This window comes from Lysinibacillus sp. FJAT-14222, from assembly GCF_001278875.1.
GTDB lineage: Bacteria > Bacillota > Bacilli > Bacillales_A > Planococcaceae > Lysinibacillus > Lysinibacillus agricola.
This window is the reverse complement of sequence record NZ_LIYL01000018.1, coordinates 17,661-41,262: the sequence shown is the minus strand read 5'-3', so window position 1 is coordinate 41,262 and position 23,602 is coordinate 17,661. Positions and strand designations below refer to the sequence as shown.

22 protein-coding genes and 2 pseudogenes are annotated in these 23,602 nt (G+C 36.5%); 8 read left to right on the top strand and 16 right to left on the bottom strand.

Annotation, left to right across the window (positions count from 1 at the left end):
* Positions 1-162: 162 nt before the first annotated feature.
* Both AN161_RS07965 and AN161_RS07960 read left to right on the top strand, forming a co-directional pair.
* A complete protein-coding gene (locus tag AN161_RS07965; protein ID WP_053593827.1) occupies positions 163-630 on the top strand; it encodes a GNAT family N-acetyltransferase in 468 nt (155 codons plus the stop codon).
* Positions 617-1,972 (top strand): MATE family efflux transporter, encoded by a 1,356-nt coding sequence (locus AN161_RS07960; protein ID WP_053593826.1) that lies wholly within the window; start codon positions 617-619, stop codon positions 1,970-1,972. Before AN161_RS07965 ends, AN161_RS07960 begins: the two co-directional genes overlap by 14 nt.
* A gap of 105 nt (positions 1,973-2,077) precedes the next feature.
* Here AN161_RS07960 and AN161_RS07955 read toward each other — a convergent pair.
* Positions 2,078-2,416: pseudogene (locus AN161_RS07955) on the bottom strand (GNAT family N-acetyltransferase); the annotation flags it as partial.
* 117 nt (positions 2,417-2,533) lie between these two features.
* On the bottom strand, positions 2,534-3,577 hold the full coding sequence (locus AN161_RS07950) for an AI-2E family transporter (protein ID WP_053593825.1): 1,044 nt from the start codon (positions 3,575-3,577) through the stop codon (positions 2,534-2,536).
* A gap of 1,054 nt (positions 3,578-4,631) precedes the next feature.
* On the opposite strand from AN161_RS07950, the gene AN161_RS07940 reads away from it, so the two are divergent.
* Complete coding sequence (locus AN161_RS07940) at positions 4,632-5,426, top strand: hypothetical protein (RefSeq protein ID WP_053593824.1); 795 nt, start codon at positions 4,632-4,634, stop codon at positions 5,424-5,426.
* A gap of 122 nt (positions 5,427-5,548) precedes the next feature.
* Here AN161_RS07940 and AN161_RS07935 read toward each other — a convergent pair whose 3' ends face one another.
* Complete coding sequence (locus AN161_RS07935) at positions 5,549-6,808, bottom strand: DUF4179 domain-containing protein (protein ID WP_053593823.1); 1,260 nt, start codon at positions 6,806-6,808, stop codon at positions 5,549-5,551.
* Positions 6,792-7,331 carry a sigma-70 family RNA polymerase sigma factor gene (locus AN161_RS07930; RefSeq protein WP_053593822.1) on the bottom strand — a complete coding sequence of 180 codons (540 nt, stop codon included), beginning with the start codon at positions 7,329-7,331 and terminating at the stop codon, positions 6,792-6,794. The genes AN161_RS07935 and AN161_RS07930 overlap by 17 nt, the downstream gene beginning before the upstream one ends.
* Before the next feature lie 343 nt (positions 7,332-7,674).
* On the opposite strand from AN161_RS07930, the gene AN161_RS07925 reads away from it, so the two are divergent.
* Complete coding sequence (locus AN161_RS07925) at positions 7,675-8,631, top strand: MerR family transcriptional regulator (protein WP_241774526.1); 957 nt, start codon at positions 7,675-7,677, stop codon at positions 8,629-8,631.
* Positions 8,632-8,677: 46 nt separating this feature from the next.
* Here AN161_RS07925 and AN161_RS07920 read toward each other — a convergent pair whose 3' ends face one another.
* A complete protein-coding gene (locus AN161_RS07920; RefSeq protein ID WP_053593821.1) occupies positions 8,678-10,111 on the bottom strand; it encodes an acetylhydrolase in 1,434 nt (477 codons plus the stop codon).
* 261 nt (positions 10,112-10,372) lie between these two features.
* Here AN161_RS07920 and AN161_RS07915 point away from each other — a divergent pair, with 261 nt between their 5' ends.
* Entirely contained in the window at positions 10,373-11,125 is a 753-nt protein-coding gene (locus AN161_RS07915; protein WP_053593820.1) for an IclR family transcriptional regulator, read from the top strand.
* 115 nt (positions 11,126-11,240) lie between these two features.
* Positions 11,241-12,176: an aldo/keto reductase gene (locus tag AN161_RS07910; RefSeq protein ID WP_053593819.1), complete on the top strand. Its 936-nt coding sequence runs from the start codon at positions 11,241-11,243 to the stop codon at positions 12,174-12,176.
* Between the two features lie 60 nt (positions 12,177-12,236).
* Here the strand turns inward: AN161_RS07910 and AN161_RS07905 are convergent, their stop codons facing one another.
* The 7 genes and pseudogenes from AN161_RS07905 to AN161_RS07885 form a co-directional block, all read right to left on the bottom strand.
* On the bottom strand, positions 12,237-12,845 hold the full coding sequence (locus AN161_RS07905) for a flavin reductase family protein (RefSeq protein ID WP_053593818.1): 609 nt from the start codon (positions 12,843-12,845) through the stop codon (positions 12,237-12,239).
* 14 nt (positions 12,846-12,859) lie between these two features.
* Positions 12,860-13,798: a ring-cleaving dioxygenase gene (locus AN161_RS07900; RefSeq protein ID WP_198926856.1), complete on the bottom strand. Its 939-nt coding sequence runs from the start codon at positions 13,796-13,798 to the stop codon at positions 12,860-12,862.
* A gap of 82 nt (positions 13,799-13,880) precedes the next feature.
* Entirely contained in the window at positions 13,881-14,474 is a 594-nt protein-coding gene (locus tag AN161_RS07895; protein ID WP_053593816.1) for an NADPH-dependent FMN reductase, read from the bottom strand.
* Positions 14,475-15,048: 574 nt separating this feature from the next.
* Positions 15,049-15,345: pseudogene (locus AN161_RS30550) on the bottom strand (hypothetical protein); the annotation flags it as partial.
* Positions 15,346-15,362: 17 nt separating this feature from the next.
* Entirely contained in the window at positions 15,363-15,887 is a 525-nt protein-coding gene (locus tag AN161_RS07890) for a GNAT family protein (RefSeq protein ID WP_053593815.1), read from the bottom strand.
* Positions 15,869-16,093, bottom strand: coding sequence for a hypothetical protein (locus AN161_RS28670; protein ID WP_143114667.1), 225 nt, complete (start codon positions 16,091-16,093; stop codon positions 15,869-15,871). Before AN161_RS28670 ends, AN161_RS07890 begins: the two co-directional genes overlap by 19 nt.
* A gap of 253 nt (positions 16,094-16,346) precedes the next feature.
* On the bottom strand, positions 16,347-16,715 hold the full coding sequence (locus tag AN161_RS07885) for a nuclear transport factor 2 family protein (RefSeq protein ID WP_053593814.1): 369 nt from the start codon (positions 16,713-16,715) through the stop codon (positions 16,347-16,349).
* A gap of 397 nt (positions 16,716-17,112) precedes the next feature.
* On the opposite strand from AN161_RS07885, the gene AN161_RS07880 reads away from it, so the two are divergent.
* Positions 17,113-18,588, top strand: a complete 1,476-nt coding sequence (locus AN161_RS07880) for a serine hydrolase domain-containing protein (protein WP_053594030.1) — start codon at positions 17,113-17,115, stop codon at positions 18,586-18,588.
* 55 nt (positions 18,589-18,643) lie between these two features.
* Here AN161_RS07880 and AN161_RS07875 read toward each other — a convergent pair whose 3' ends face one another.
* Positions 18,644-19,207: a cupin domain-containing protein gene (locus AN161_RS07875; protein WP_053593813.1), complete on the bottom strand. Its 564-nt coding sequence runs from the start codon at positions 19,205-19,207 to the stop codon at positions 18,644-18,646.
* Positions 19,208-19,356: 149 nt separating this feature from the next.
* Positions 19,357-19,800, bottom strand: coding sequence for an SRPBCC family protein (locus tag AN161_RS07870; protein ID WP_082339985.1), 444 nt, complete (start codon positions 19,798-19,800; stop codon positions 19,357-19,359).
* Positions 19,801-20,147: 347 nt separating this feature from the next.
* On the opposite strand from AN161_RS07870, the gene AN161_RS07865 reads away from it, so the two are divergent.
* Positions 20,148-20,987: a YitT family protein gene (locus AN161_RS07865; RefSeq protein WP_053593812.1), complete on the top strand. Its 840-nt coding sequence runs from the start codon at positions 20,148-20,150 to the stop codon at positions 20,985-20,987.
* Positions 20,988-21,106: 119 nt separating this feature from the next.
* Here AN161_RS07865 and AN161_RS07860 read toward each other — a convergent pair whose 3' ends face one another.
* Positions 21,107-22,003 carry a D-alanine--D-alanine ligase gene (locus tag AN161_RS07860; protein WP_053594028.1) on the bottom strand — a complete coding sequence of 299 codons (897 nt, stop codon included), beginning with the start codon at positions 22,001-22,003 and terminating at the stop codon, positions 21,107-21,109.
* A gap of 4 nt (positions 22,004-22,007) precedes the next feature.
* On the bottom strand, positions 22,008-23,456 hold the full coding sequence (locus AN161_RS07855) for a PLP-dependent aminotransferase family protein (RefSeq protein ID WP_053593811.1): 1,449 nt from the start codon (positions 23,454-23,456) through the stop codon (positions 22,008-22,010).
* Positions 23,457-23,602: the final 146 nt, after the last annotated feature.

Genomic DNA, 23,602 nt, shown 5'->3' with positions numbered 1-23,602 from the left:
GTCATTTCGGTAATGCCACAGGACGTGGCGTTTTTACCGATGCAGGTCAGTTAGCCGTTATCGCATGGATGCGATGATTTTAGGCTAACATCCTATATTAGCCCCTTTCCGACTTCCGTGACATCCGCTGAAAGAAATTAAAAATAGAAAGGTTTTGACATTATGTTCACGGAAATTCGTGACATTACAGCTTTAAACAAAGAGGAAGTTTTAGCATTACGCATTGCAGATAGTCAGCAAGACTTTATCGAGAGTACCATGCAATGCTTAGCGGAGGCAGAAGATGATGAACGCTTTATACCTGTTGGATTGTATAGAGAGGACATTGCAGTCGGCTTCGCTATGTATGGTGTGTTCCTACATGAGGACAATACACAACGTGTTTGGTTAGATCGCTACTTCATTGATGAGCGTTATCAGCACAAAGGATTAGGAAAATATTATTTACAGCAGCTTATAAATTATTTAGTAGCTAAATACAGCTGTCAAAATATATACTTGAGCGTTTATGACAACAATATAGTAGCCATTCAGCTCTATAAGAAATTTGGGTTCGTCTTTAACGGTGAACTAGATGACAAAGGTGAAAAGGTGATGGTAAAGGAGGTACATGCTCATGACAACCATTAATCCAATTGAAACAAGGCCACTAAAGCCATTGTTTTTCTCATACTTATTCCCGGCAATGATCGGTATGTTGCTGATGTCGGTCAATATTTTAGTAGATGGTATTTTCGTTAGTCACGGAGTTGGACCGACCGCTCTAGCAGGAGTAAATATCGCCGTACCAATTTTCTCTATTTTACTATCCATTTCCCTTTGGATTGGTATGGGTGGAGCTACACTATTTTCGATTTCTCTCGGTGAGGGCAATAAAAAACGAGCGCATCAGCTCTTTACATTAGCATTTACAACAATGATCGTTGTCGTTCTGACACTGGTTCTAATACTTTTATTAAATTTAAAGGAAGTCTCCTATATATTTGGGGCAAGTGATGCTACTTATCCTTATGTCCAAGAGTACCTACATGTTATTTTGATTTTCGGTGTGTTTTATACAATTGAAAATTTACTAAGTATTTTTATTCGAAATGATGGTAATCCAAAGCTTGCGATGATGGGCTTAATCACTACATCTGTTTTAAATATCATCTTAAACTACATCTTTATTTTCGTGCTCGATTACGGCGTAACTGGCTGTGCCTTAGCTACAGCACTCTCCACAATTATCGGTATGTCGGTGCTATGCCTACATTTCTTCCGAAAGCAATCCGAATTAAAATTTGTGCGTAAATTTTTCAGCATAGCTGATTTAAAGAAAATATTTGCTATTGGGTTACCAAGCTTTATTGTTGAAGCCTCAGTGGCTGTAATGGTCATTTTATATAATGTAACATTTTTACACTATTTAGGCTCAAACGGGGTTACCGCCTACGCGATGGTTAACTATATTCATACCGTACTATTAACAGTGTTCCTTGGGATTGGCATGGCTCTACAGCCACTAGTTAGTTATCACCACGGTGCAAGATTAATAGAGAGATTAACAGCGTTATTGAAAATCGGTATTGCCACCGCACTTATTATGGGTTTATCTACTGCAATAATTGCTACGTTATTCCCTTCACAGCTAATAGCGTTGTTCGGTGACAGTACGTTTGAAATTCGTAACATAGCTACACAAGGCTTTGTACACTTTGCAATTGGCTATGTATTCCTTGGCATAAACATGGTATTTGCGGAATTCTTCCAATCGATTGAAAAAATACGCCTTGCAACAACCATTATGTTACTACGTAGTATTATATTATTTATTCCTGCCCTCGTAGTATTACCTAAATTACTTGGCCCACAAGCTATTTGGTGGACATTTCCTGTCGCAGAAGGCATTACCGCATTGCTAATTCTTATATTTATGAAGAGAAAACCACATACAATTTTCTCAGAAGCAAGTTCTTTAAAGGCGCTATAAATAAAACTAACCCCCTTTCAATACTAATCGAAAGGGGGTTAGCTGTTTAATTTCTATCTTTCATAAGCCAACCAAAAGGGAGATTGAATTGGACCCTTTTGGATATTATTCATTTAAATATTTGATGACAGCCATCTCTTTACCAAAGCGATTACCATGATCTTCAAATCCCATACTTCTGTATAAATTATGAGCACCTTTATTTTCTGGATGGTAACCTACTATAATTTTTTGCGCATTTGGCAATTTAGCTATTTCTGAAATCATTAGCTTAGTAGCTGCTTTTCCTATCCCTTTACCTTGAAAATGCTTATCTATCATAATTCGATAAATCCAATAGCCATCAAGCTCTTCTTTGACAGAATTAAACATTAAAAAACCTACTACTTTCTCTTCAAAATAAATAACGTATGGTCTTAATGTTGGCTCGAACTTTGATTGTGCGGACGCCCCAGGAAAGCGCCCAGTCGGAACGGAAATCAACCCCAAGTTATGGTGATGAGCAAAACAAAAAGGAATCATACACACTTGATTCCTTTTTGAACGAAAACTTTATTCAATTTATTGATCCTCTTGCATTTCCATCGCCTGTTGCAGTTCATCCTCTTTGGACGTAACTCCCAGAATATCGAGTAGGAACATGAATAATGGAATACCAATAATTAATCCCCATACACCAAGGAAATGCTCTGAGAAGAGGATGACGATGAATGTATAGAAAATTGGCAGATCTGTCTTAGCAGACATCAGCTTTGGATTTAAGAAGTACGCCTCCATAGCATGTAGTACCATAACAATAATCAAGATATAGACAATATACATTAGGCCACCGATACTGTATGCAATTATACTTAGAGGAATCAAAGAGATGATGACCCCAGCGACTGGCACCAATCCCAGGATAAAGAGCATAATCCCTAGTGCAATTAAATGCGGGAAGCCCATAATGTATAAAGCAATAACAGATACAATACAGTTGACAGCGGCAATAATAAACTGTGCCTCAATAACTTTACCGAAAGAACGAATAAATATCTTTGAGAAATATTGTAGTTCATCGTAAAGATGGCTCATTTTACTATCTTTGAATTTTGCTGTAAATTCGGTAATACGTTTTTTCTCAAGCAAAATAAACAAGCTCAAAATTAGTGAGATAAATATATGCAAGATGATTTTACCAATATTCGTAATATTTTTAAGAGTTATGTCCACACCCTGCTCTAAATATTTACCAAGTTCAATTTTCTCAAAGGTTGGCGCTAAATACCTTGTAATCTCGTTATCATCTGGATCGAGATTAAAGCTAGCAATAAGATCAAAAAGCTGTGTAATCTGTTGGGTTACGATAGGCAAATACTTGTAGATAACAGCAATAATACCCGCAACAAGTAAAAGATAGAGGGTAACTGTCACAGCTTTCTCGTTCATCGGTACGTACTTTCTAACCCCTTTTGTTGTCCTTGTGGTAAGTTGATTCATCAAGTAAGTAATAATAAACGTGAGAAGAATAAGATTAATCATACTACGCATCAAATATAGTGCAATAGCGATCCCGACTAGGATTATAAAACGTTTAAATCCATTACTTCGAAAGAAATTACTCATGCATTCACTCCTTCTACAAAACGGCTTTCCTGCCTTTACTGTCTGGACTTCGCTATCAGAACATAAGCAAGTAATAAATTGATGTAAAACATTACGTATCATTCTTATGTAATTTCCTCCTTCATTGGATTATTATTTCCATCAACACTTAAAATAAGACTTAAATGCATGCGCTTTATGAGTCTCATAAGAAATAAATTAATCCAAGGAGCGAAAAGAATTGTATGCCTTATCAAATTAGACATTTATGATACTACTTTTGTACTTTAATGAAAGCTGTGTCAGCGTTATAAGCCTTAATTCTATTATTCTATTATAACCTTTTAAACATCATCATATCCAATGTAAGTACTCTTATGATGGTATTAAAATTTGAATTTTCATCTTTAGTATCAATATGATATTCTTATTAAAATTTTAAACTAAAAATAATATATAGGATTAGTATGTGAAAATTGCAAGAAACCCGAAGGTCATTCATCTGCCAGTGGCTCCTGTGTACACCAAATTGAAGTGACAGGACCACCGAGATGGTTAACATTATCTAGACATATAGGAATCGAGAAAGACGAGATTGTACCTGAAGAGCCATTAGCTCGAATGAAGTTAGCACAAGGAAATATCCGGAAGAATCTTGAAGGTGCAAAGGTTGTCATTCAAGATTTAACGAAGATGTCTTTTATTTGGTTGAGGAAAGTAAATAATAACGACTTTCTTGACGATCACCTTCCATATGCGGCATTAAATTACGTAGCCCCTGCTCTAAAGGTCAGGATTTATGCCTGGCATGTAAGGAGATATCAATTATGCCTCTGCATAATTGCGTCCGGAGGCTTTAACTTCTTTCAGCAGATGTCTTTTGTGCCGAAAGCGTAGCGACAGGTACAGGTGTTTGGACACCCGCTGAAAGTAGTTAAATTTATAATATGTTGATATTAATAAGAATGTGCATCTAGATTTGTATTTATTTAGTTATAAAAACCCCACTTAGGGCTATCTAAAGGGGGGTTAGCCAAACAACTATATCACATTTATCTTCATTCAGCAGATGTTTTTGGTAGCGAAAGCAAAGCGTCAGCTACAGATGTTTTTGGTAGCGAAAGCAAAGCGTCAGCTACAGATGTTTTTGGTAGCGAAAGCAAAGCGTCAGCTACAGATGTTTTTGGTAGCGAAAGCAAAGCGTCAGCTACAGATGTTTTTGGTAGCGAAAGCAAAGCGTCAGCTACAGATGTTTTTGGTAGCGAAAGCAAAGCGTCAGCTACAGATGTTTTTGGTAGCGAAAGCAAAGCGTCAGCTACAGATGTTTTTGGTAGCGAAAGCAAAGCGTCAGCTACAGATGTTTTTGGTAGCGAAAGCAAAGCGTCAGCTACAGATGTTTTTGGTAGCGAAAGCAAAGCGTCAGCTACAGATGTTTTTGGTAGCGAAAGCAAAGCGTCAGCTACAGATGTTTTTGGTAGCGAAAGCAAAGCGTCAGCTACAGATGTTTTTGGTAGCGAAAGCAAAGCGTCAGCTACAGATGTTTTTGGTAGCGAAAGCAAAGCGTCAGCTACAGATGTTTTTGGTAGCGAAAGCAAAGCGTCAGCTACAGATGTTTTTGGTAGCGAAAGCAAAGCGTCAGCTACAGATGTTTTTGGTAGCGAAAGCAAAGCGTCAGCTACAGATGTTTTTGGTAGCGAAAGCAAAGCGTCAGCTACAGATGTTTTTGGTAGCGAAAGCAAAGCGTCAGCTACAGATGTTTTTGGTAGCGAAAGCGAAGCGTCAGCTACAGATGTTTTTTGTAACATATGTACAGAAAACTCCCGCCTCTGAAGATGGTGAGATGAATGCGGATGCAATTACACCAAACTGAAATTGATAGATTTTCAAAGAAAGAAACAATGATACTAGGATCTGCATGTAGAACAGCAGCAGTTCCTTTCAACCAAGGATTCTCATAGATTTTTTCTAAAAGATATAAAAAATAGATTAAACTCACTTTACTGGAATCGTGACAATAGCAGATGATTCAACTTCCATATCTGGCATTTTCAAAGTATGAATAATTGGTTTTCCTGCATTTGTCTGATATGATACTTGATATTTATTTGGTCCGATTGCATGAACAAAATCTGTGATTAGGCTTTCGCCTGATTCTGACTTAACATCAAAAGGTATTAGATTTTCATTATAAGGGAAATGACTATCGACATAGAAAGACAGAGTAGCTTCGTGTCCCTTATTTGTCACATCAGTGATGACAATATCACCCATCTCACCTTGTGATATTCGTTGCGGTAATGTATCAGCAAGTGGGACAATTAAATCTTTACGTTCATGAACTAATGGGAAGAAATAGTAAGCTATCTTTATTTCAGTAATATCTTTATTTAAGGGCTCTATTAAGTACAGATATGTTGTACTTTTGTCATCGCCACTTCCTGATTGATCCAATACTGTCAGTGGAGTTCCGTTTTGGTCCATTATTGTAGCATTTAAAACCCCAGCCTCTTCGGAGAACAATTTCTCCATAGTAGCAGCAAATTCCACATTTATCTTTGTCGATGTTGTTGAAGCCTCCACACTTTCTACACCAAACGAGATGCCAGTAACTTTCCCTGATTGACCAGCTACTAATTTATGACTGTCATTTTTTACTTTTTTGATAGGTGTAGAGAATACCCATTCTCCTTCTGTTGATCCTACTTGTAAAAATTTTAATGTTACATCAAATTCATCGGGTAATTCTTCATTGATAGGAAATTCCCATAAACCACGAAATCCATCTTGATCTTCTAAGACCCGTAAACTTTCACCCGTATTGAGTTCTCTCCCATTAACATACAAAAAGCCTGGTGCGATATCCATATATTCTGGCATTGAAAAAATGACATTCAAACGTGCGCCATCATATACAACCTCTTCTACTGTAATAGCTATGCCGTTACTAGTTACCGTTTTATTTAATTTCACCTTATTGTCATCAGAAAGCGCCGTTTGTAGTCCTTTATCATGTTCTACGATATTATACATAAAGCCAATAAGTGGCACATCCGCAAGTACACTTGCCATTTTAGGAGAGATAAAACCAGAACCCAATATCAAAGCTACACTTGCGACACTAGAAACAATTGCAGTCTTCCATACTTTTTTGCTTTTTTTCTTTTCTGAGTGCATTCCTTTTTCAATTGCTTGATCAAGCTTTTCTAATGGTACGTCGATGTTATTTATTACTTCTTTAATATCGTTCTCCATAAAGCTCACCCTCCTTATTAAGACATTTTTTTAGCTGCTGGATACCTCTATGCACATTCGTTTTGACTGTCCCCTCTGGACATCCTAATAAATCTGCAATTTCTTTAATTTGCAAATCTCGATAATACTTCAATAAAATAACGGTTTTATATTTTTCATCTAACTGTTCAATGGCTTGCAATAAATCTAGCTTTTCATCGTTAGTTGAAATTTGCCCTTGCTCTGGCTGTTGTTCAAGAGGAACAATCTTTTGATTTTTACGTAGCATTTCTAATGCCGTATTAATCAAAATTCTCATCAGCCAAGTGGCAAAATACTGCTCCTCTTTCACTGTATGGATATTGGCATACGCCCTTGCTATCGTCTCCTGTACAACATCTAATGCATCATTTTCATTTTTCGTATAAATATAGGCCATCTTATATAGCTTTACTTTTTCATCCTGTAAGAGCTCTATAAAGGCTTGGTTATTCCCTTTTTTCGCCTTTGACAATAATGACTTCGCTTGCAATTTTTTCACCATCCTTTCTTGTTCCTATATGTTAGATGTTGTAGATATGTAAATCGTTTCAATAAAATGAAAAAACATAGACATAAAAAAACCCTCCATTAGAAAGCTTATCTAAAGGAGGATAATTTGTGCCATAATCAGCATTACTTTCCCTGATAAATCCTTTCTCCCGACCTCTCCTAATGCAATAGTTGTTATTGATCCCTGCAATTTATGTCATTCAACCTTTTAAGGATTAATCTAATTTCACGTTTATCGTAAAATAAGAGAAGTAAATTCTTTCAATACTAGCATAATGACTTTTGTTTATTTATCATTGTTAGATATAAGTGATCCAAACAGGAGGTGTAACCATTTGGAAGAAAAAAAATATTCAATAGGTGAAACAGCTAAAATGATAGGATCCACGATAAAGACAGTCCGTTACTATGACGAAATCGGATTGCTGAAACCTACAAGTTATACTGAAGGTGGCCATCGATTGTACACGGTTGAAGATATATGGCGCCTTGAAATGATTACAAACCTGCGTTATCTGGATTTCGGAATTGATGAAATAGGCAAAATAATATCTGAAGAAATATCAGTTGATAAAGCACTTGACTGGCAAATTGAATCTATGGAAACACAGGTTAATACGCTTATGGATATGATTTCGATTCTGCGTCAAGCAAAGGAACATGACGGGGATTCATTGCAGTATATTCATGACTTAGTAAGCGCACGAACAATAAATGCCGCACAGAAAAAACAATTTATCGATAAAAAATTGAAGGAATCCCAATTATTAATTGGCATTCCTAAAGAGTGGAGAGATTCGTTTTTTTATTATTTCGACAAATATATTATTAACCAAGTGAAAGGCTCCGCCAAACAAACAGCTGCTTGGCATGAATTACAGGAGCTCATAAATGATCCTCAGTTTATAAAAGACTTGAAAAATACTGAATTTCTGTACTTTAATATTGTTCATCAGTCAAAATATAATGCTACAACATTGGTCAGAAAGCTGGAGAACATCCAGGATCGATTGAATAAGGCGTTGAAGCAAAAATTGCCTGCCAACAGTCCGATTGTACAGACCATTATCGATGACACTGCTAGGCTGTATGCGAATTCACAGCAATTGGACAATAAAGAAGATCACTTCCGCTACTTTGCAGAATATATTCAAAAAACCAAAACTAAACGACTCGAACGATGCGAAACGTTATGTGCTATTCTAAGCCCACAATACTACCAACTCTCAAAAGCCAATCAATTACTATTTCAAGGAATAGAATGGCGGCTTGAACATATGGAAGAATCATAAAACGAATAATCGAGGGCTAAACACCCTCAACTATTCGTTTTGGTAGTCAACCTTTCAGTAATGTAAACTCTGGATGTTCGCCTATATTTTGCTCCAATAGTTTGAATGGCTGTTGCTTCAAATAATGATCGAAGAAATCCAATGAATAATCGTTAATTAGTCGGTATGCCTTTTGGATGTCGACCCCTTCCATCCGTTCATAAAGCGGTGAAAACAGGTATAAATCGGAGAAGCCCATATGCTTCATATCTTTAATTTTCATCCAATAGTTCCCTCCCACAGATACATACTCGTACCGTGGCAAAGTTTCCTTTACAAACTCGATGAGCTCCTTACCATCCGTTTCCTTCGCCTCTCTGATTGTGTCATCGGCACTCATCATCATAAACGGCTTCTTCAGCCCCTCCACAGGAACTCGGAGTTTTCCATATAAAACACCGTCCATATTAAGAGCTGCTTTTATTCTTGAATCTGTCATTAGCATTTGGGTACTTGTTGCTCCACCAAAGGAATGACCAAACATACCTACATTCTCCATATCCATTCGACCTGTAAAACGGTTTTCAGGATCATTCTGGGCCAACTGCTCTACTTGATCCAGCACAAATTTAGCATCTTCTACCCAACCTTCATTTGCTTTATCCAAATATGCAATTGATTCAGTTTTTTGCGGCACATAATTTGCTACACGACCATCAGCAAAGACTGAAGTCGTGCTACTGTAAGTGTGATCTATACCTACCACGATATAGCCTTGACTGACTAATTGCTCAATTTGAAAAGTGTTCTGATTTTTATGTCCACTAAAACCATGAGAGAACAGGAGCACCGGATAGGTTGTTTCCTGATTAGAAATCTCAGCGTTCTCAATAGCATGTGTTTTGACATAACCAAAATTTGTGAATAAAAACTTCGGTAAATTCAGGATTTTACTATATCCCTCTGCAAAAACATCAGAATCGGAAATATAAGGAGCCGTATTACCTTTAGTAGTCGTATCAGCAGGATACCAGATTTGTACCATTATTTCGCGTTTGTCACCAGGCTCCGGTGTGAAAGTCTCTTCCCTTTGTGTATCCACCCAATCGTAGGTGACTGTTCCAATTTTGTACGGACCCACTGGCTTTTCAAAAGTAAGTACCGGAAGCACGATAGGCAGACTAACTGCTACAGCAGAATAAAGTACAGCTAATGTTGAATTTAGAACAACGCGTGATCGGCGCATATGTGATTGTTGTTTTTTTTGATCATTTGGGTTAAAAAAGTACCTTATCACAACAACGACGATAAAAAATAATGTCATCAAATAGGTCGGTATCATTTGCCACCGCATACCTTCTATGACCCCATGGACAAGCAGAAATAGAATAGACATACCACCACCTATCAGCACCCCCTGCTGCGACTTGTTTCTACCGAAAACTAACCAACCTAGTAAAACAATATTGAAGATGATATAAAACAATTCAATAGACCTCATAATAAAAACCTCCTTGTTTTTTTGTTCTTGCCGATTCAAGTCAAAGTGTATTACCTCCTGTAAGAGGAGAATCAACACTTAATACAAAAAAACACTGACATTTTTTATAATTGTCCCCTACTTTACAAATTTGAGATCGTTTATGTTTAATGATTGAGAAGTTATAAAGGATTACCGTTATAATAGTAAGAATGGTTACTATGTATTTCACGGCTTTGTATAGGCTATAATAAGTTATTTTAGAAGTTAGGAGAGGGCAACATGGATTCCTATGAAGTATCGACATTAAAAAAGGGCCTTTTGATTTTAGATGTATTACGTCAAAAGCATTCTCTTACATTAACTGAGATTATGGAAGAATTATCTATGAATAAGACATCCGTTTTCCGCATGCTTTATACACTAGAAAAAATGAATTATGTTATTAAATATAATAAGTATTATCAATTAAATCCGCATATTTTTAGGGATGAGCACTTATATTGGCATAAAGATATCCAATGGACGTCTCTCGTAGCGCCCTATCAATTAGCCCGGCAAGAAGAAATAACTACTTATATTGGTATTTTGGAAGATTGTGAGATGGTGATAAAAAATGTGATTAGGGAGCCTTTTGAACAACCTGATTTTCACGCCATCGATACCCGAACACCCATGCATTCAAGCGCACTTGGAAAAGTAGTATTAGCTCATCTGTCACCTAAAAAACAACGTGAAATATTAAATAGTATTGAACTTAATACATTTACAACAAAAACCTTCTATGACTATGGTCTATTGATTCCGCACTTACAGGTCATTAAAGCACAAGGATATGCTGTTGATAATGAAGAAACGAATCTAGGCAAATGGTGTATTGCCGTCCCGATTTATGTGAATGAAGAAGTCATTGGTGCAATTGCTTTGCATGGTTCTACGGAAAAAATTAAGAAAACTGCCATTCGCTCGTTCGTAAAAAAATTAGTAAATGCAAGCCAGCAATTGACGGAAGAAATTCATTATCTTTTAGCATAATGTTAATTTCGCAATTAAAGTGCTTTTGTTTCTATATATGAAACTACAACTATGCATGTTGGTAAAATAATTTTTTTACTCTATGCTGATTACAGAAAAGCGAGGAGGTAGAAATATGAAATTTCATACATTAAAAAAAACGAATATCACTATTTCAGAAATTGGTCTTGGGACGAATGCTGTAGGTGGACATAACTTATTTGAAAACTTAAATGAACAAGATGGGAAAGAGCTAGTCTCAGCTGCACTTGACTTAGGGATAACTTTTATTGATACAGCAGACATTTATGGAAAAGGGCGTTCAGAAGAACTTGTTGGCGAAGTATTAAAAAAATACTCAAGGGAAGATTTCGTTTTAGCAACAAAGGGCGGTAGACATTGGTTTGAGGATGGTTCAGTAAAAACAGATAATCATCCGCACTATCTACGTGGTGCATTCGAAAATAGCTTGAAACGACTACAAATGGATTATGTAGATCTTTACTATCTACACTTCCCGGATAACGAAACTCCTCTTGCGGAGTCGATTGGTGAATTATCACGCTTAAAAGAAGAAGGAAAGATCCGAGCAATAGGCATTTCAAACGTAACCTTAGATCAACTTATAGAGGCTAATGTGCATAATGATATTTCTGTCTTACAATCTCCTTACAATATGTTAAATCGTTCAGCAGAACAAGATTTATTGCCTTATTGTATAAAAAATGATATTTCATTTATTCCATATGGTCCACTTGCATATGGCCTACTTGGTGGTAAGTATACAAAAGACTTTAAATTAGGTACAGGAGACTGGCGAATTTCAGATCCTTTATTCCAAGACGAATTATTTGAACAAACATTAGTAAAAGTAGATGCACTAAAGGAAATTGCGAAAGAAAAGCAAACAACATTACCAAATCTAGCGCTTGCATGGTTATTAGCTCAAGATGGCGTCGATGCAGTAATTCCAGGTGGGAAACATAAAAAACAAGTGGCTGCCAATGTCGAAGCAACCGATGTGCTATTAACAAAAGAAGATTTAGTAAATATAGAAGGAATTTTATTATAGTTTTAGAATCAAGTAAAAATGCGAAAATGCTGTTAAATCAACATTTTCGCATTTTATATTTTATTCAGGACGTTCTAATGCAAAAATATCTCCAATTTTTGCGTAATTTGAGCCAGCTAGTCTGCTAACTGCTTTTAGTTTTCTTGGATCAATGCGCCCTTCATTATAAATGGTCTCATCTATATGATATTGTACGACTTCACCAATAAACAAATCACCTGTCTGTTCGTCACCATTCATTAAAGGAATCGTCTGTACTAAACGGCATTCCATTCGAACCTTTGCCTCTTGAATACCTGGTACAGATATCAGTTGGCTATCGATTAATGTAAATTGTGCTCGATCAATTTCACTTTCAGTTACAGGTAAGGAAGCTGCCGTTTCATTCACCTGCTTAACATTATCCTCATCTACAATATGCACAACAAATTGTTGCTGATGATGAATATGGCGAGCGGTATCTTTAAAGCGTCCATTTGGTCTTTGAACGGCTAGAGAAATCATCGGTGGATTAGAAGACACGATATTAAAAAAACTAAAAGGTGCACCATTGATGATCCCTTGCTCTGACTTCGTCGTAACAAAGGCAATAGGTCTCGGAATAATACTGCCAATCAATAACTTATAATTTTCGCGCTCTGTATTTTTCTTAGGATCAATTGAAATCAAACGTCCCATCTCCTTTAATCTAGTGCACGCACTTCGATTGGAATTAATGTTCTTTCCAATTGTTCACGATGCTGTTCGTATTGAGATGGTAACATTAATTGGCTACCCATTGTCTCAGGTGTCTCATCATGAGCGAATCCAGGTGGATCTGTCGCAATTTCAAATAAAATCTCACCGGGTTCGCGGAAATAAATCGCATTAAAATAATTACGATCTTTCACTTCGGTTACATGTTGTCCATGATTCATTACATACTCTTGCCATTCTAGGTGATCCACATTATCCTGTGCTCTCCAGGCAATATGATGAACTGTTCCAACGCCCATTTGACCGCGCATACCAGGAACAACTTTTAAATCTACCGTATTGCCAATATCTGCGCTGGATTTGTAACGAGTATACTCGCCTTCTGTTGCTACTTTTTCAAGACCCATAACTTCAGTTAATACCTTTGCTGTCTCTTCTGGGTGACTTGAATACAGTGTTGCACCGCCAAACCCTTTAATGGCAACCTCAGGAGTTACTTCACCAAATGTCCATTCATTCAATTCGCCTTCTGCACGTGCAACTAATTCAATATGAAGTCCGTGTGGATCATCAAATTGTAATACTTGTTCACCAAAGCGTTCAGCTTTTTGGAATGGAATAGTGAATTTTGCAAGACGATTAATCCAAAATGGTAGTGTTCCTTCTGGTACAACATAAGTAGTTACGCCAACTTGGCCATCACCAATACGTCCTTGATAAGCATTTGCCCATGGAAAGAATGTAATAATTGTACCAGGTTTACCACCTTTGTTACCGAAGTAAAGATGATATGTGCCAGGATCATCGAAGTTTACTGTTTGTTTAACTAAACGCAAGCCTAATACACCAGCATAAAAATCAATATTTTCTTGTGGATGCCCTACAATGGCTGTGATATGGTGAATACCCGCAGTATGTTTTTTCATGTTAACAAGCCCCTTCATGACTAAATGTATTTTCTCACCTATACTTTACCCAATACCGTTCTAGCTAAATCTTTGAATACGATTACCGAATTGTATATAAAGCTTTTGACCAAGGAATTACTTGATCTAACATTTGGTTAACAGAATCTGTTTGCACTGCTTTTGGTTTAAAATCAGTACCATTTTCAAAGTCTGTGAATAGTGACAATGCTGGATGTACACGGACATCTGCAATTAAAAGCTCACCCATAATACCACGTAAATGCTCAGCTGCACGTGCACCACCTACAGACCCATAAGAAACAATCCCCGCAGCTTTGTTATTCCATTCTTCACGTAAATAATCTAGTGCATTTTTTAGAGCACCTGTAATAGAATGATTGTACTCTTGTACGATAAATACAAACCCATCTTGTTTTGCAATAATTTCTGACCAAGCTTGAGCGCCTGAAGCATCTTGCCCTGGTTCACCTAGTAAAGGTAATTTGTAATCTGCGATATCAATAATTGTATAATTAGCATCGCCTCGTTGATCTGCGATTTCTTTTACCCATTGTGCTACTTGTGGACTTACTCGACCTTCACGTGTTGATCCGATAATAATTCCGATATTTAATTCTGCCATTGTTTTTTCCTCCTCTTTTTTTGAAGCAAATAATTTATTTAAAAAACCCATTATGATTACCTCCCTGTGATGTAAAAAAACTTTCTACATGGATTAAAAGGTTCGAATTCATTTATCTTGAATTTAGTTATCTTGAATTCGAGATAATAATAACACGATGGTTTAATTAACGTCAACATGTTTGTTTAATGTTTTTTAAAAAAGTAGAGATGTTATAGTATCAACATCTCTGCTTCAGCTTGTAGATAAAAAAATAACTATAAAATAATGCGTATCAATAAACAAAGGTTGATTTTCACTCCGAGTTGGCGCTTTCCGCGGGCTTGGCTTCAATCTCCTCGTCACTACGTTCCTGCGGGGCTTTCTGCGCAAGCTCATCCCGCAGGAGTCGCCACTCTCCGTGAAAAATCAACAGCTCCTCATGAATAGACAAACTGACCTAAAATAGTAATATAGCTATAATTAACATGATAAGAATATCCATCCTAAATAGGTTTGTTTATTTTTCATCCAAGGTAAGTCTCTTCTTGAAGAGAAAAACTAGACGTTTCGATACTTCACATAAAATGCTGGATGTCAGGGTCTTGCTTACCATATAGCTATTTGCAATCCGGGTAGCGTTTGTCTAAAGACTTAGCAGAAATTGTTTTGATATCAACATTTCATAGCTTTTTCTTAAATTCTCATAAACCTGTGATTTTAGATACCTGTATTGACTATCATTCGTATCTTGAAAAGCTTCTTCCCTGTTTGAACGAACATCCTGATATTCAGGGTTGTATGTAAATTGTTCTTGTGTAAGATCCTTTCTTTCCCCATCTAGGATATTGTAGAAATGCCAGCCTTCATCAAGCCACGTTTTATAAATTTCGCCTCCAAGAATATCATTTACAACTAATGTAGTGACTCCGCATTGTCCTTTTCTACCTTTCCTTTATTTTAAAAAGGTACATCATCCATCTTAATAGGAGTTATTCTGCCTAAAGTCCAATCGTCTTTAATTGCACTATATAGGATGCTATCAGTTATAGTACCATCTGCATTTTCCCAGGCATTTCTTAAATAGCCCTCTTTCACAAAGCCAGCTTTCGTAAAGCATTTTCTCATACCAATATTATCAACTCTTGTATAGCCTTCGATACGAATCTTACCTTTTTCTCCAAACAAGTAATCTTGTAACCAAAGGAGTGTCTTTACTCCGTATCCTTTTCCTCTATAACGTGCATCTAAACGCATATCAAATAATGGGATTGTATCGCTTATGTCATGAATGATGATAATCCCTACCTTTTCATCATTATCAATTATCCAATATGTTTCGCGATCGCTGTGATAGTATCCTTCTGCATACCCTTTTCGAACGGACTCCTCTTTCACATTTTGATCAGTATGATAAATCCACTTGTTTTGAGTTAATAATTCCACTAAATCTTCAATTTCATCTACTAAAAGTTTATATTCCATACATACCATCCTCCAATGAATAATATCGGGCTCATCTCCATAACGTAGAGTTGATTTCCGTTCCGGCTGGGCGCTTTGTTGCTGCCGCTACGCTTTCGCACAGATAAAACATTTGTTGCTGCCGCTACGCTTTCGCACAGATAAAACATTTGCCGCTGACGCTTCGCTTTCGCGCAGAGCAAAGCTTCCTGGAGGCGTCGGGGCAACAAATGTTTTCTGTGCGAAAGCGCAGTGCAACGTAGCGGCAGCAACAGGATGTTGGTCACGAAGGCGTTATCACAGGAGGTGATGGTTTTAGCCTTCGTTCCTCTATTGCTGATCCCCAAGGAGTCGCCAGCCGGAACGAAAATCAACTTATATACAGGACATACGTTTTAATAAATGCTATCCCAAAGCAAAAGGGACTAGAAAGAGTAAAAGGGGCTATAAACTGAATAGCCCCTTTCCATATACTTAAAATTACTTCGGAACAGAACTACAATGGCCTGACACGATAATTAGACGCTCACCATTCTGTTTCCAAACACGTGAATAACACATTTCATCTTCAATTGGTTCTGTGCCGAATGTTCCTTTTAGGGTAGCCCTTGTCACTGTCACGGCCGAATTCTCTAATAGAATTATTTTTTGATCTAAAAAATTGATTGTTGTAAAACTCAGTATCCCAGAACGATACGCTTCAATATCCGCTTCCTTCGTTAAGATTTGTCCGAAGTGATTTACAAAAATAAGGTTATCATCAATAAGTTCTTCCAGAGCTTTGACATCTCCATTTAGCATCGCTTGTCGCAGGCGTTCTTCATATTCGATAATGAATTCTCTTTTCATGTTAAAACCACCCTTTCACACTATTAGTTATATTTCCATTATTATAGCCCTTTATTTCATAACTCCCTATACAAAACCATTTAAGAGAATTTATTTTATATTTAAATCATCCTATTAAGAGCCGCATCTTCCATCCTATGATTAAGGATATCCAATTTAATTCGTTAGGCTATGTTGATTGCCGACCGCTTTGGATTAAGTAGTGAAAGAGTAAATCATTATGTGTTAAGTATTGTATGTTACTTTTAAAGTCTATGTTCTCTCGAATAGTTTTCACAACAAATATCATATTCTTTATAGAAGTGTATATTTTTGTTAAATTCACTTCATGGATTAACAGTTATGGCTATGAAATTATGGAGGAAAATTTTTTTGGAGGAAATAGGTGAAAACAACAATGAAAACAACTCCAATATATAAAACTATATTAGTATGTTTATTATTAATTCCGTTCTATCTATTTCAACCAGTCTCACAAATCTCCGTAGAATCCGCAGAACAAGACGTTAAGAGTACTATAGATAAGTATGTTGAAAACTTTTTAAAAGAGCAGCGAATTCCTGGGGCATCTATTGCTATTGTTCATAAAAATGTTATCTTTTATTCCAAATCATGGGGCGTAACGGGAGAATCTGAAGAAAAGGTAACTGCTGAAACTCCATTTGTACTCGGCTCTATTAGTAAATCACTAACGGGCTTAGCCATCATGCGATTGGTTGATGCAGGTATTATTCAATTAGATGATCCAGTTCAAAAGCATATGCCGTGGTTTACCCTGAAAGATAAACAAGCCGCTTCTCAAATAACGATTAAACATTTACTTACCCAAACAAGTGGGATAAGTACTTATTCTGGCTTACCTATATCGGACAAGGAATCTAATGATTTGAGTGCTATAAAGGAAAATGTAGAAAGTTTATCGAACGTTAAGTTGACGGCTGCACCTGGAGAAAAGCATCAGTATAGTAATGCTAACTTTTCTATTCTTGGCGCTCTCATCGAAGAGGTGACCAATCAAACATTTTCTGAATATATGGAGGAACAGGTTTTTTCTTCATTAGGAATGAAAAATGCAGCCGCTAATAGTAGCATGGCCTATGAAAAAGGATACTTATCTGGCTATCAATCATGGCTTGGTCATCCTGTAAAAAGCGCAGTCACCTATGATAATGGAGGGGCACCATATGGATATATAACGGCAAGTGCAACAGATATAGTGCAGTACATTAAACTTCTTAGTCAACATGAGCATAATAATTTTTTAAGTAAAAATGCGATGAACCTTTATATATCGCCTTTTGTTCAAACTAGTAAATATCGATATTACGGCCTTGGTGTACGCATCTCATATACAGATTCTAAAGAAGAAATGATTTGGCATTCTGGTTCAAATCCTGACGCACGCTCAGAAGTATTTTATATACCAGAAACCGATTGGGGCGGTGTGATTCTCACTAACAAAAGTCATATATTTGAGGAAAAGTCACTTCTTTACTTGAAACAAGGGATTATAGATATTTTAAATGGAAAAGAGCCCGTTGACGCACCTAAATATAAGCCAACATTTCAAATCACAATAATTGCTATAATATGTTTACTCTTCGTGATGATTATTTATATTTTAATAAAGGTTAAAGTTAAAAAAGTGAATAAAAGAGGCGTGTCGCGTATATTCGGTTTTATACTTTTAGTTTTGGCCATTATCTCAATTCCATTATTAAGCTATAGTATAGAAACACCTTGGCGCACCATTAGATATTTTGCTCCTGATATTGCATTTTTGACTATAATAGTAGTTACCCTTTTAACATTGAATGGCTTATTATCTATATATATTTCATTTAAACGGCGACAAAAAAGACAACTTCTCTAAGTAAGAGTTGTCTTTTTTTATTATGCTTGTATTATCGGGAAAAAAGCTAAATTGATTATTCCTTGCCCTGTCCGTATCCTGCTTCCGAGGCCTCAGCGTCTGCTTTAGTAGCATGTACAGTACCAAATGGATGATTAGGAGGAGCGTAGATCGAATACAGTTTTAGTGGCATATTCCCTGTATTTGTGACGTTATGCCATGTTCCAGCAGGCACCATTATAGCAAAGTTATCATAGACCTTTCTTTCAAAATTTAAATTGTCTTTACTAGGACCCATTTGAGCAAGTCCCTCGCCCTGTTCAATATATAGAAATTGATCAACATCTGGGTGTATCTCCAAACCAATATCTTCGCCAACATTAATACTCATTAAAGTGACCTGCAATTTCTTTCCTGTCCACAGAGCAGTGCGATACGTATCGTTTTGCTTAGCTGCATTTTCAAGGTTGATGACAAGTGGCTGGGCTCCATAATCTTTTAATACATTGCTTCCTCCATTGGAAGAACGAGAAGGGTCAGCTCTATTCGCATACCCTATCTGGTTAGGATGAGTCCAATAAACAGGCTGATCTCCATAGTTATACATCGGCATATTTCCATAATAAGGAACGTAGTACATTTTCTCAATCCTCTCACAGATGATAAGATTATCCTATGCAACTTGTTGAGGGAATGTACTTAAATTCAATCTAATTAGCAGTAAGAAATCTAAACTAGATCAAGCGCTAGCTCCTCTATTTCTTTTATCGATTTCATAAAATGCACCCTTTAATGAATTAATGAAGCTCTTAAGTTGGTTACTCCGTTTTCTAAATAACCCTTTAAGCAGGTTAATGTATACACCCAACCTTCTTTTTGCCCCATCATTTTTGCTACTACTTCTGGATCATCTTCCTTTAGTCCTGATTCAACTACTTCAATAATTGTATTTGAATCATCCTCTATAAATGTAATTGTAACCACCGTTCCCTCTCCATGTTCTTCTCCCCAAGTGAACACAATAGTCCTATTAACCTCGATATCAAGCACAGTAATAACACCCTTTGCATTGTACTCATCATATCTTAAAGCAATCTTTTTTCCTTTTTCCCATTTATCTGAACTACTTGAGAACCAAAAATTCCCGATTTTTTCTGGAGATACTATAGCTTCAAATACCTCATTGGCAGGCTTATGAATTTTTAATTTGGTCCTTACATGAGTATCCATCATTTATCATCCTCCTTTTTTAATTAAACTTCCTCTAAATTTCCCCATTCAACACTTTTTAATTCGTTATTAGTAAGGTTACATTTTGAATATGTAGTGTAAAATAAGGTACGATTCTCCAAAAACTAAAAGAGCTCTAGCAGCTTTAAGTTCTTAGATCGTACTTCCACATAGCTGTTTAATAGCAGCTTCATCAACAATTTCTTCCATTCGGCCTTTTCCGTGATAAAAGGGCATACTAACAATTATAGATTTATCACAAACGAACATTAACAAAAAGTATATAAAATGAATGGAACTTGATATAGTATGTACTTAGGGAAAATTCAAATTGTTATGGTGGTGTGTATATGAAGAAGTACATTATAGATATTTTAATGATTATGATTGGGGCGCTGCTTTTTGCGCTTGCTGTAAACTTATTTGTTATTCCTAATGATTTAGGTGAAGGTGGCGTAACAGGTATAACAATTATCGCGTATTATCTGTTTGGATGGTCGCCAAGTATTGTGAGCTTTGGTCTAAACGCAGCTTTATTAGTAGTTGGCTATAAATTTTTAAGTAGGCAAACGACTATTTATACGATTATTGCAGTAACCCTCCATTCACTCTTTTTACATTTAACAGAATCGTGGTCGATTTCTTCAAATGAAATTATTGTGAATGCTATTTTTGGCGGGGTGTTTGCTGGAGTTGGTATAGGCTTAATTATAAGAGTTGGTGGAACAACAGCAGGTTCAACAATCTTAGCTAGAATGACGAACAAATATTTAGGCTGGAGTATTAGTTACGGTTTATTGTTTTTTGATTTAATTGTTGCTTTTTCATCTTACTTTATTATCGGAGCAGAAGCATTAATGCTTACTGTCATTATGCTTTATGTCGGAACGAAGGTGATGGAGTTTGTTATTGAAGGTGTAAATCCCAAAAAGGCAGTTACGATTATTTCGAAAAAACCAGAAGAGATTGCCAGTCATGTGAATGGTTTTATGAATCGAGGCGTGACGGTCCTATCAGGCCATGGCTATTATACGAAGGAACAAAAAGAAATTCTGTATATTGTCATTAGTAAACAGGAAGTTGTAAAACTAAAGAAAATCGTCAAAGAAATAGACGCGGATGCCTTTATTGCTATTCACGATGTAAGAGATGTATTCGGCCATGGATTTATTGAATTATCTAAGGCTTAATTAAACAATTGAGAAAACACCTTTTGTTGGAAATGGGTTTAATCCCATATCAACATTAAAGGTGTTTTTTTATTGAACTTTTAGCTACTCATACTTCAATGATCCCCATTTCACCTAACCTATAAGGAAGTTTCAATAATCTTATCTAAAAGTTGTGTATAAGACATTCCTGCCGAGGATGCGCTTTTTGGGAGTAAGCTGTTTTTTGTCATCCCTGGCAACGTGTTAACCTCCATGACATATGGGATTCCATCCTTGAGCATCATATCGATTCGGGCATAAACACTACACTTTAATGCTTTATAGCAACCTTTTGCTGCTTCGGCAACTCGTTCATGTACAGCAGGTGGAAGTTCTATAATCTCCTCTATCGTAGCAGCATCCTCATATTTTGCCTTATAGTCAAAGAACTGCGCTGTATGGCGAATCGAAATAATCGGTAATAGCTCCCCGTTCAAAATGGAGCATGTTATTTCTTCACCTTTTATATATTTCTCAATAATGATTTCAGAATCCCATTTGAATACTTCCGCAACCGATGTTAGTAAGGCATCTTTATCATAAACTATTTTTACTCCAACACTTGAGCCACCCGAATTTGGTTTTACTACTAACGGGTATCCCATTTTGTCTAAATCCTCTAATTGAAGCTCCTCGCCATTCGAAAAATGTAGCCAATCTGGTGTTTCGATGTCCTCATAACGTAGAATTTTTTTCGAAACATTTTTATCCATACAAATACTGCTTGAAAGTATACCACTACCTGTATATGGAACACCCATAGTCTCTAGTACACCTTGAATCGTGCCATCCTCTCCAAACTTGCCATGTAGTGCTAATAACGCAATATCGATATCTTTTACCTTTTCAAAAAGCTCTGCCGTATTATTTTCATTTAGTTTAATAGCTACCGCTTCGTATTTACCCTTATCTAAATGAGCAATCATTTCTTCCCCTGTCATAATAGAGACCTGCTTTTCCGAAGAAACGCCCCCCATAATAACGCCAACTTTCATAATTTCAACTCCCCATTTCATTTTTCAAGGTATCACCAATAATCTTAATACCGCGCACAATATCCTCTTCTTTTAGTCGAGAAAATCCTAATCGAAATGTGTTACTGCCTTCGCCATTGCTGTAAAAAACATCCCCAGGATAAAAAACAACTCCTCTTTGATAACACTTTTCCAAAAGCGTACGAGCATTAATTCCTTCTTCTAGCTCAATAAAGAGATGGAGTCCCCCATCACCGGTCATTCTTTTAAAAGGAATGTATTGCTTGCAAGCTTGACGAGCTAGTTCATATTTTTTCTTATAGACGGATCTAGCCTTTTTCAAATATTTTTCAAAATACCCGTCCTGCAAATATTGATAAAGCACAGCCTGATCTAGTGTTGATGTATGAATAGTACGTGCTCTTTTCAAACTTTCCAAACAGTCGATGAGCTCCTTATCTGCTAATATCCACCCAACGCGTAAGCCAGGAAAAAGAATTTTTGAAAAGCTACTAATATAAATAACATTGTTACCCGCACCGATAAAAGTCATTAACGGCGCTAAATGGGAGCCTGAATAACGTAATTCCTCATTAAAGCCATCTTCCACAATCGGAATTTGATATTTTGAAAAAAGCTTAATAATGTCAGCTCTTTTTTCAGAGGATGTAACAATGCCAGTTGGATTATGATAAGACGGGATTAAATAGGCAAAATCAAATTCCTTTTCCGATAAACTTTTCTCAACTTGTTCAATATCGATACCGTCATCTTTCATGTCGATTCCGTGGATATCAAATCCATGTAAGCGAAAAAGCTTTAATGCAGCATGATGAGTAGGATTTTCGCAAATAACACGTCCGGATTTTTTAGCTAAGGAAGATAATAAAATATCCAATCCTTCGGTAAAGCCATTCGTGATCAAAATATCCTTATTGGAAATATCTATACCTTTCCTTTCCATATAGTGAAGAAGGTAATCGATTAAAGGTTTATAGCCCTTTGCGTATCCGTAATTCAAAACGATATCTCCTTCAAGGGACATACGGGTCAGAAAGGCTCTTTTAAAATTTTCCACATCAAAAAGCTTTTCTTCGGGGGCTACACTATTGAAGGAAATCATGCCTTTTTCCCAGTGAATGTCTTGCTTCATTAAATCTAATTCATCAGCTAACAAGGTAACGTTATTAAGCCTTTCCTTCCAATTAAATTCGATGGATGCAGCTTTCAACGTTTCGACTTTCCCGACAAAATTCCCCTTTCCTTTCACTGCATAGATGATGCCCTCTTGCTCTAAATCTGCATATGCATTCAGTATCGTATTTCTACTGACCGATAATAATTTACTAAGTTCACGGGTAGATGGAAGCTTCTGATGCTCCAGCAAGTGTCCCTTCATAATCATTTCTTGCAAATAATCTTTTATTTGAATATAAACTGGACGATTATTTAAAAGCTTAAAATCATTAAACACTTCCTTGACCCCCTTACTTTATTTTTGCATAACTTCACTAACCTCAAAAGGTCCACAGTATATGTATTTTCCCTTCATAGTGGTATGGTTTCTAGCTACCCAAAAATGCAACCCTTCAAAATGAAGAATTGCACCTATTATATGCT

What these genes read in the sequence shown, in the direction of transcription:
- AN161_RS07895 (WP_053593816.1), bottom strand. Translation starts at nt 14,474, where the DNA reads ATGGGTTTTTTAAATAAATTATTTGCTTCAAAAAAAGAGGAGGAAAAA.
- AN161_RS07880 (WP_053594030.1), top strand. Translation starts at nt 17,113, where the DNA reads ATGAAAACAACTCCAATATATAAAACTATATTAGTATGTTTATTATTA.
- AN161_RS07960 (WP_053593826.1), top strand. Translation starts at nt 617, where the DNA reads ATGACAACCATTAATCCAATTGAAACAAGGCCACTAAAGCCATTGTTT.
- AN161_RS07965 (WP_053593827.1), top strand. Translation starts at nt 163, where the DNA reads ATGTTCACGGAAATTCGTGACATTACAGCTTTAAACAAAGAGGAAGTT.
- AN161_RS07935 (WP_053593823.1), bottom strand. Translation starts at nt 6,808, where the DNA reads ATGGAGAACGATATTAAAGAAGTAATAAATAACATCGACGTACCATTA.
- AN161_RS07865 (WP_053593812.1), top strand. Translation starts at nt 20,148, where the DNA reads ATGAAGAAGTACATTATAGATATTTTAATGATTATGATTGGGGCGCTG.
- AN161_RS07870 (WP_082339985.1), bottom strand. Translation starts at nt 19,800, where the DNA reads ATGATGGATACTCATGTAAGGACCAAATTAAAAATTCATAAGCCTGCC.
- AN161_RS07890 (WP_053593815.1), bottom strand. Translation starts at nt 15,887, where the DNA reads ATGGAATATAAACTTTTAGTAGATGAAATTGAAGATTTAGTGGAATTA.
- AN161_RS07930 (WP_053593822.1), bottom strand. Translation starts at nt 7,331, where the DNA reads ATGGTGAAAAAATTGCAAGCGAAGTCATTATTGTCAAAGGCGAAAAAA.
- AN161_RS07920 (WP_053593821.1), bottom strand. Translation starts at nt 10,111, where the DNA reads ATGAGGTCTATTGAATTGTTTTATATCATCTTCAATATTGTTTTACTA.
- AN161_RS07950 (WP_053593825.1), bottom strand. Translation starts at nt 3,577, where the DNA reads ATGAGTAATTTCTTTCGAAGTAATGGATTTAAACGTTTTATAATCCTA.
- AN161_RS07885 (WP_053593814.1), bottom strand. Translation starts at nt 16,715, where the DNA reads ATGAAAAGAGAATTCATTATCGAATATGAAGAACGCCTGCGACAAGCG.
- AN161_RS07915 (WP_053593820.1), top strand. Translation starts at nt 10,373, where the DNA reads ATGGATTCCTATGAAGTATCGACATTAAAAAAGGGCCTTTTGATTTTA.
- AN161_RS07875 (WP_053593813.1), bottom strand. Translation starts at nt 19,207, where the DNA reads ATGTACTACGTTCCTTATTATGGAAATATGCCGATGTATAACTATGGA.
- AN161_RS07900 (WP_198926856.1), bottom strand. Translation starts at nt 13,798, where the DNA reads ATGAAAAAACATACTGCGGGTATTCACCATATCACAGCCATTGTAGGG.
- AN161_RS07860 (WP_053594028.1), bottom strand. Translation starts at nt 22,003, where the DNA reads ATGAAAGTTGGCGTTATTATGGGGGGCGTTTCTTCGGAAAAGCAGGTC.
- AN161_RS07910 (WP_053593819.1), top strand. Translation starts at nt 11,241, where the DNA reads ATGAAATTTCATACATTAAAAAAAACGAATATCACTATTTCAGAAATT.